Raw genomic sequence first — 8,749 nt, 5'->3', positions numbered from 1 at the left:
TTGCCGCGGCTCCCGGGAGCCGCGGCAACCAGGAATTCATCGGCGTCGATCTCGACAACGGCGGGGTCTACTACAACGGTCGCGATTCCGGGCGCTACTGCCTCTATCGCACGGTCGAGGTGTTCAACCGGATCACCGGATACATCGAGCCGCGTCGGGTGCGCCGGTGCGGGCGCGGCCTCTACCTGCGCTGAGCAGGTTCCGCGATGTTCGCCACCCTCTCGCCGCTCCACCTCGCCCTTCTCAGCCTCGCCCTCGCTCTCGTCGCCGGCTAGACGCCATGCAACGGCCGGCTTTCGTTTCCACCGTCCGGCCAACCTGGCCGGAACGCCGGTCGCCAGGGCTCGGCGGCCGGGAGATCACCGCTCTCGGAAAAGGAGATCGCCCATGACGACGGCTCCGGTGTTGCGGCGCCTCGCTCGCGCCGCTCTCGCGATCCTGGTGCAGGCGGCGGCGATCCTCGCCCCGGTCGCAGTCCTTGCCGCTCCCGACGCGCCGGTTCCCGAAGCGTCCGCCTTTGCCGATAACGGCGATTCGATCGCCGTCGTGATCGGCAACCGCAGCTACAAGCAGACGGTGCCGGTCGACTACGCGCATAACGATGCCGAGGCGATGCGCGCCTACCTCGTCCAGCGCCTCGGCTACCGCGACGCCAACGTCTTCGTTCTCAAGGACGCGACGCTGAACGAGTTCAACCAGGTGTTCGGCACCGAGCGCAACCCGCAATCCGGCCGGCTGTGGCGCAGCGTGCGCGAGGGGCGCTCGAACGTCTTCGTCTATTATTCGGGCCATGGCGTGCCGGACCTCGCCACCCGCCAGCCCTTCCTCCTGCCGGAGGACGGCAATCCGAACCAGGGCGAGAGCGGCTACGCCCTCGAGACACTCTACCGCAACCTCGACCTCGTGAAGCGCAAGATCGGGTCCGGGCGCCAGCTCGTCGTGATGGTCGATGCCTGCTTCACCGGCGAGACCGGGCGGAAGGGGGAGAGCCTGCTCGCGGTCTCGGCCCCCGGCTTCGCCCCGGCCCGGCCGAAGGCGGAGAGCGGGATCGTGCGGCTGGTGGCGACCTCGGGCGCGACGCCGGCGAACTGGGACGAGGCCAACCGCCTCGGCCTCCTCACCAGCCGTTTCCTGATGGGCGTCTCGGGCCTCGCCGATGCGGGCGACCGGCCGGGCGGCGACGGCCGGATCACCTGGGCGGAGCTGAAGGGCTACCTGACGCGCGAGGTCGAGGAGGCGGCACGCCGCGCCTCCGGCCGCGAGCAGGTGCCGGAGGTCGACGACGCGCCGATCGTCCTCCAGGCCTCGCTGCCAGTGGACGCGGTGGCGAAGGGCGTCGCGGCATTGCGCGACGAGGCGGCGTGGCGCCGGGCGGAAGCCGCCGGCACGCGCGAGGCTGTCGAAGCCTATATCGGCACCTGCGGCGCGGTCTGCGCCTACCGGCCCCAGGCGATGGACCGGCTGCTCGCCGGGCGGCGGCGCGACGCGGCGGCGATCGACCAGGAGAACTGGGCGAAATTCGGCGCGACGCGGCAATACCAGGCCTATCTCGATTCCTGCACCGAGACCTGCGCCTATCGCGGCCTGGCTCAAGGCTATCTCGGCGGCGGCGACCCGAGCGGCGACCCGCGGGTGACGACCTGCGACGCGCTCGCCGCCGGCACCGACGATCCCGACCGCCCGAAAGCGGTTCCGGGCGTGAAGTACGGGCGGATCGAGGCCGCGTCGGCGATCGAAGCCTGCCGCGGGGCGTCTGCCGCCTACCCGTCCCTGCGCCGCCTCGCCTACCAGCTTGGCCGCGCCTACGACCGGGCCGACCGGGCGAAGGAGGCGTTCGCGGCCTACGACCGGGCGGCCAAGGCCGGCAGCACCGCGGCGATGAACAACCTCGCCACGCTCTACGAGAACGGCCAGGGCGTGAAGCGCTCGCAAACCGAGGCGTTGCGCCTCTACCGGCAGGCCGGCGAGGCCGGCAACGTGGTGGCGCTCGCCAACGCCGCCCGCATGCTTGAATACGGCAACGGCGTCCCGAAGAACGAGGCCGAGGCGGTGGCGCTCTACAAGCGTGCCGCGGACGGGGGTGACGTCCCCTCGATCAGCAAGCTCGTGCCCCATTACGCCACCGGCGCTCACGGGTTCCCGAGGGATCTGCGCCAGGGCTTCGACCTGTTCCGCAAGGCCGCCGACAAGGGCGATCCGGTGGCGATGGCGACGATGGCGACCCTGATCGACAACGGCTTTGCCCGCTACTTCCCGGGCGTCAGCGCCGCCGACATGGTGCTGCGGGCCCTCAAGCACGGCGAGCTCGGCGCCGCCTCGGTCTCGGCCACCGATACTGCGGCGCAGAAGCTGAAGCCTGAGACGATCCGCACCGTGCAGCGTGCGATCAAGCAGGCCGATTATTATCCGGGCGCGCTCGACGGACGCTTCAACCCGGTCTTCGTGCGCGCGCTCGATCAGTACGCCAAGGCGAACGAGGCGGAATGAGGCACCGTCTTGCCGCGTCGCTCGCCGCGATCCTCGCCGCGGCCCTGCCGGCCCGCGCCGATCCCGGCACCGACGCTCTCGCGCCCTTCCTCGACGCGGTCGCTTCCTGCGCCGGGCGGTCCGATCTGTCGCTCGCCGTGATCGGGCCCGAGCCCGGCCAGACCGCGTGGTCGCGCGAGCAGGCCGAGGAGGTGCGCCTCGCGGTCGAGAGCCGGCTGCAGGGGACCGGCCGGGTGCGCCTCGCCGCGGCCGCCGACGTGGTGCGGGTCAAGGCCCTGCGCGAGGGGACGACCGGCCTGTCCGGCCCGGAGGCCGAGGCGCAGATCCGCGCCGCCTTCGCGGGCGACGCCAGCGTGTTTCTGGTCGAGCCGCGCCGCGCCGGAGAGACCGCGGCGTTCCGGCTCCAGGCGATCACCCGCAGCGCCTCCTGCAAGGCGACGAGCGAGCCCCTGACGGTGCCGATCCGCGTCGGCGCCGGGGTCGCCGACGTCGATGCCGAGATGGAGCGGGCGGTGCGGGCGTTCGGGCAGGCGGCGCCGACCGTCGCCGCGGTCGAGGTCTGCCCGTTCGAGGCCGAGGGCGGCCACTCGTCCTGCGCCGGCGCGCTCACCGACCGCCTGCTCATCGCCCTCGACGCCGAGGCGCGCTCGGCCAGCCGCCTCCTCAAGGGCGCCCGCCTCGAGGTGCGCCGCCGCCCGCCCGGCACCGCCTGCACCGGTCCGGTCACGGCGCGCGGGCGCTTCCTCACCGACCGTGAGCGCCGCTCCTGGATGGAGGTCGAGTTCCAGCGCGACGGTGCGGTGCTGGCGCCGACCGGGCGGCGGCGCATCGCCGTCGAGGGGTTAGGGTGCGACCCGACCCCGCGCCCCTTCCTCGACCACCTGGCGGCAACGGCGCGCACCGATGGCGGAAGGCTCGCCGTCGCCGCCACCGCCACCCCGTTCGCGCGCGGCCAGCGGCTCGACCTGCGCATCGACGCGCGGGCGCGCCAGAGCCTGTATTGCTGGGTGGTGGCGCCCGACGAGACCGCCTTCGTGGCGCTGCCGGTGCGCGGCAATGCCGCCTCGCTGAAGCCCCTCGCCGCCGGCGACGTCCGGCGCTACCCCCGCGGCTATGGCCTCGACGAGATCGTCGCCGGCGACCCGTTCGAAAACCTGTTCTCCTGCTTCGGCGTCGCCGGGGGCTTGCCGCCGGAACTCGCCGAGCGCTGGCTTTCCGCCGCGCCGGGCGCCGACGGCGAGGCCCGCCTGCTCCAGCCGCCCGAGGTGCTCGACCTCGTCGAGCGGATCCGGGCGGTGCCGGGCGTGACCGAGGCGACGGCCAGGATCGTGGTGCGATGACGGGGCGGACGGGCACACCGCCTTCGCGTGCAAGGAGAATGCCTGATGCGAAGCCTTCTCGCCGCCCTCCTGTGCCTCTCGGCCGCGCCGGCCTGTGCCGGGGGCTTCGCGCTGCGCGACCTCACCGTCGTGGCGGACGAGGCCGGGGCGGCCCTCGGCCGGGGCTACGCGGCGCGGGCCGCGCCGGAGCGGCTCACCCTGATGTGCACGACCTGCGACGGCGCGCCGATGGTCGACCTGCTGCTCGGCCGCCAGGCCGACGGGACCGAGGAGCGGGTGCGCGCGGGCCGGACCTCGCTGGCGCAGCTCGAGGACATCTGCCGGTCGCGCAGCCCGGATTGCCGGCTGTCCGGCCTGTCGGTGGATCCGGCGGTGGGGTGGATCACCACCTACGGCATCGGGTCGAGCGCGGGCGCGACCGCCGTCATCCTGCGCGACGGCGACCTCCTGACGATCCGGGCGCTGGCGGGCAGCCGCGAGGTGGCGGTGCGCCAGGTCGAGATCCTGGCGCGCCGGATCGCGCCGCGCATCGTTGGCCGCTGACGGTGGCCCCGCGGATGACGGACCGGCAGGCCGGCGATATCGGTGGGCGAGGGACGGGCACATGACCGGCGGATACGACGAAGCTTGCGCGGCCGACCTCGCCGCCGTGGCCGAGGGCCGCGACCTCTCCCGCGAGGACCGGGCCTGGCTTGCCCGTGTCGTCGTCGGCGCGGTGCGGCCGAACCGCGACAAGCCGCTCTGGGACCTCGCCCACGCCCTGGCCGCCCTGGCGAGGCTCACCGGTGCCCGGGACGGGCGCGACCTCGTCACCCTCGCGCTCGATCCGGGACTCGCCCGGGCCGACCGGCTCGAGGCCCGGTTCGCCGGTACGGGCACTGCCGTCGATGCCCGCGGCCCGATCCTCCCGGACGGGGGGACGGGCTGGCGCACGACCTGGTCCGGCCTCGCCCGGCTCCTCGCGCTGGCCGAGTTCGTGCTGACGGCGGAGGACCTGTCGCAATTCGCCGCCGTCACCGGCTGGCTCGACGATCTCGCCGCCGCACCGGACGCCGAGAGCGCCGCCTCCTTCAGCCGCCGTCTGGCGCGCCACCTCGCCGCCTATCGCCACGCCCACCTGCCGCTCGCCCCGCTGGAGCGGCGCTTCCGGGCGATCCTCGGCTTCCTCGACGGGCGCCGCGCCTTCACGGACGACGACATCCTGGGGTTCTGGCGCGGGCAGATGAGCGAGGGCGATCGGCCGGGCTTCCGCACGGTCGCCGAGCATTTCGTGACCTTCGAGGCGGCCTCCGCCCTGCTCGGTGGCCTCGCGGAGCTGGCCTCTCCCGCCTCGCTCGATGCGGTCGAGGGCTGGGAGGAGCGGCTCGACGCCTCGCTGGCCGACCTCGCGGCGGCCGAGCCAGCCGAGACCCTGGCGGCCCTGCTCGCCACCCTGCCCGACGGGCCGAAGATCCTGACCGGGGCGGAGCGCGACGACCTCGCCGAGTTCCTGCGCCTCGAGCCGTTCCACCGCACCCGGCCGCTGACGACGCTGCGAGCCGCGAGCTTCGGGCGGGTGCAGTCCGGCCTCGCCAACCGCCTGCGCCGCGGCGGCGGCGGGGCGGACATCGCCGAGCGCACGGCCTGCGCCGAAGCCGAGACCTATCCGGCGCTGGCCGAGCGGGTCTCGGGGCTGACCGCGCATCTCGACCGGATGCTGCGGATCGCGGCGGCGCTGCGGGTCCCGGCGGAGGCCGAGGGCTTGTCCCCCAAGGCCCGCGACGCCCTCGCGGCGGCACGCGCCGACATCCGCCGGATCCGGCGCGCCGGCTTCGACGACCCCGACCGGCTCGCGGCGGGATTTGCCGCCGCGGACGCGGCCCTGCTGCGGCTCGCCGAGGAGGCCGGCCGGCTCGCCCGCGCGATTGCCGGCCTGGCCCGGCAGCGGCCGCTCGAGCTTGCCTTCGCGACCGATCGGGACGTCTTCGCGGAAGCCTTCGCCGAGGCTTACGCCGCGGAGGCGACCGCGTGACCGACGAGGCGCGCCTGCTCGCCGAGATCCACGCCGCCCGCGCCCTGATGCGGGCGAGCGACCTGGCCCGCGACACGTCTCGGCGCCCGGGCACCGCGGAACTGTGGGCCCACGCCAGCCGCGAGCCGAGCGGGCCGGTCGACCTCGCGGTGGTGCGGGCGATCCGCGGCGACCCCGCGACCGCGCGGCGCTACCGGGCGCTGCTCGCAGGCCAGGCGATCGCCCACGCGCCGCTCGCGGCAGCGGCCTCGGATGGTGCGGTCGCGTCGCGCCGCGTCGGCCCCTTCATCCTCGAGATCCTGCCCGCGGACGACGACGCACCGCCGCTCCTGGTGCTGCGCAGCAGCGCGGCGCGGCCGCCGCGCGCCATCGAAGCGATGCTCGGCGACGAGACGGTGCGGCTCGCGCTGCCGCCGGCGATCGACGGCGCCATCCTCGTCGCCCTCGACCCGGGCGTGCCGGAGGCGGCCCGGCTCGGCGAGATGCTGCGGGACCGGGCCTGCGCGGTGTTCCTGCTGTGACGGCGGCATGAAGCCGGCCTCGATCGATCCGCTCTCCGTGCTGGTCGTCGTGCCGACGACCGGCGGTCCGGTGGTGCTGCTGAGCCTGAAGCGCCGCCCCGGCCTGCCGGCCTCCGCCGCCTTCGCGGCCGGCGATTACCGGCCCCTGCCCTGGTCGGGCGACTACGCGCGGCTCGCCGCTTCCGGCGGCCCGCTGTCGCGCCTCGCGGATGCCGGCCCCTACGAGTTGCGGCTCTCCGGCTCGTTCGATGCCGGGCGCTCGTGGGAGGTGCCGGTCTGCCTCGCCCACGGCCTCGTGGCGAGGGGGCACAGCCTCACCGCCGATCCGGAGGCGGCCGACCTCGTCCTGTGGGCGACCGGGGCCGTCGACCTCGACCTCGCGGTGCTGCCCGGCGATTACGCGCTCCTCGACAAGCTCGCGCGCTCCGCCGACCTGCTCGCGGCGGCGAAGGCCGACCTCGTACTCCTCCTGCCCGACGGGCCCGAGGCGGCGGAGGCCGCGCGGGCGTTTCGCGCCCTCGGGCGGGCCCACCCGCCGGTGATCCTGCCGGCCGCCAGCGTGCCGGCCGCCCTCGCGGCTTTGGCGCGGCCGGAGCCTTCCCCTGCCCCGGCGGCCGGCCGGCGTTCCGCTCTCGCCGCCGCGCTCGTCGCGCTTCTCGCCGCCACGGTCCTCGCTGCCGGATTCGCGATGCTCCGCGCACGCCCGGAGGCGGACCGGCCGGTCGTCGCCGTCGGGGCGCTCGTCCCGGTCGAGCCCGGCCCGGCCGTCGCCCCTGCGCCGGAGCCCATGGCGAGTCCGGAGCCCGTGGCGGTTGCGGCCGTCGTGGAGGAACTGGCCGCACCGGCGGGCTCGTCCTGCCGGCGCGTCGCCTTCGGGGCCGACCCGCCGGTGCGGCGCCCGGTCCCGGCGGAAGCGCCCGGCCGGCTGCGGGCGAGCCGCCTCGCGCCGGACTTGTGCGGCCTCGCCTTCCGCGCCGCGGTACCCGGCGCGCGGGTGGCGGTGGGCCCGGAGCTCGCCGCCGCGGCGCTGCCGCCGACCCGGCTGCCCGACGGCGCGCAGGCGTATTTCCTGCGTGAGGGCGCCCGGCGAAACCTCGTCTACACGGTCCAGGTGATGACGGGCTCGGCCGATGCGTATCCCGGCGCCGCAAACCCGTCGGCCACCGCCGATCGGCTCGTCCACGGCCTCGTCCCGTAAGGACTGTTCCCGGCCCGGGATCGACTTGTTTTGACTTGCGGACTGACAGACGGCATAAAGCCGCCGCCGAGAGGAGGACAGCGATGGCCACAAGCCACCGGACACACCGCTCGACCAAGGGGGAAACTTGGGTATTTTTCAGTCTGATCCTCACGCTCGGTGCGGCTGAGCCTGCTTGGGCGCAGAGCGTCGGCTTCGATCCTGCCGATTACGGCCGCGCGCAGCTGCCGCTGCGGCAGACCACCGGCGACGCGGCGGCCTATGTCGACCGCAACAAGGGCGCATTCGAGCCGATCGCCGAGCTCGATCCGCGCGACGGACTGGCTGCCCTCGCCCGCCCGGTCGGCCGGGTCGACATCGTGCTCAAGAACGCCCGCACCGGCCAGACGGTCGGCGCCTCCTGCACCGGCGCGCTGCTGCCGGGCGACTACGTGCTGACCAATCACCACTGCCTGCCGCAATCGGGAGACCTGGCCCCGGTCAAGGCCTCGATCCTGATGGATTACCTGACCCTCGACGGGCAGGGCTCGCGGCGGTTCGAGATCGACCCGAAACCGGTCGAGTTCGACGCGCGCCTCGACTACGCCCTCGCCCGTGCCGCCGGCAACCCGACCGCGACCTACGGGGCGGCCCGGCTCTCGGGCGAGGCGGTGCCCGGCAACCGCTCGATGCTCGTCATCCACCATCCCCTCGGACGGCCGAAGGTGATGAGCCGCTTCCGCTGCTTCGCCCTCAAGGAGCAGGGCGAGGGGCCGGACCTGCGCCACCGCTGCGACACGCTCGGCGGCTCCTCGGGCTCGCTGATGTTCGACGCCTCGGTCGCAGGCGTCGCGCTGCACAAGGAGGGCGGCCTCGACCCGAAGGACCCGTCGAGCTTCAACGCTGCGACCCGCCTCTCGGCGATCCTCGGCCGCAGCCGCATCCTGTCCGAGATCGCGGCGCGGCAGGGCCGGCCGGCCGCCGCCACGGCGGCCGCGGATCCGGCCCCGCCTCCAGCCGCACCGGCGACCAAGCCCGCTGCCGCCCCGCCCGTCCCCGACGGCCCCCTCGATCCGGGGCGGATGAACGCGATCCTGCGCGGGCGCTGATCTTTTCTCGAGACGATCTGCACGCCGGCGCGGCGAAAGCCGCTCTGGCGCGTCCAGGCACGGGGTGTGACGGGCAACAAGCAAGGCCCGGAAGGAGGAGAGCG

General features: G+C 74.7%; 8 protein-coding genes. All 8 read left to right on the top strand.

The window, feature by feature from the left end:
• Positions 1–194: hypothetical protein (locus tag VP06_RS31355; protein ID WP_048467739.1), on the top strand; the 194-nt coding region annotated here is incomplete at its 5' end.
• Positions 195–387: 193 nt separating this feature from the next.
• Complete coding sequence (locus tag VP06_RS31350; RefSeq protein WP_048467738.1) at positions 388–2,487, top strand: caspase family protein; 2,100 nt, start codon at positions 388–390, stop codon at positions 2,485–2,487.
• Positions 2,484–3,827 (top strand): hypothetical protein, encoded by a 1,344-nt coding sequence (locus VP06_RS31345; RefSeq protein WP_048467737.1) that lies wholly within the window; start codon positions 2,484–2,486, stop codon positions 3,825–3,827. The genes VP06_RS31350 and VP06_RS31345 overlap by 4 nt, the downstream gene beginning before the upstream one ends.
• Before the next feature lie 45 nt (positions 3,828–3,872).
• A complete protein-coding gene (locus VP06_RS31340) occupies positions 3,873–4,370 on the top strand; it encodes a hypothetical protein (protein WP_053082114.1) in 498 nt (165 codons plus the stop codon).
• 61 nt (positions 4,371–4,431) lie between these two features.
• A complete protein-coding gene (locus tag VP06_RS31335) occupies positions 4,432–5,838 on the top strand; it encodes a hypothetical protein (RefSeq protein ID WP_048467736.1) in 1,407 nt (468 codons plus the stop codon).
• Positions 5,835–6,359 (top strand): hypothetical protein, encoded by a 525-nt coding sequence (locus VP06_RS31330; RefSeq protein ID WP_048467735.1) that lies wholly within the window; start codon positions 5,835–5,837, stop codon positions 6,357–6,359. The genes VP06_RS31335 and VP06_RS31330 overlap by 4 nt, the downstream gene beginning before the upstream one ends.
• A 7-nt stretch (positions 6,360–6,366) precedes the next feature.
• Positions 6,367–7,557 carry a hypothetical protein gene (locus VP06_RS31325; protein WP_048467734.1) on the top strand — a complete coding sequence of 397 codons (1,191 nt, stop codon included), beginning with the start codon at positions 6,367–6,369 and terminating at the stop codon, positions 7,555–7,557.
• Between the two features lie 83 nt (positions 7,558–7,640).
• A complete protein-coding gene (locus VP06_RS31320) occupies positions 7,641–8,645 on the top strand; it encodes a trypsin-like serine peptidase (protein WP_082167731.1) in 1,005 nt (334 codons plus the stop codon).
• Positions 8,646–8,749 lie beyond the last annotated feature (104 nt).

Origin of the sequence: Methylobacterium aquaticum (assembly GCF_001043915.1) — a bacterium.
Classification (GTDB): domain Bacteria; phylum Pseudomonadota; class Alphaproteobacteria; order Rhizobiales; family Beijerinckiaceae; genus Methylobacterium; species Methylobacterium aquaticum.
Note: the sequence above shows the minus strand (reverse complement) of the source record. Positions and strands in the feature narration are given on the sequence as shown.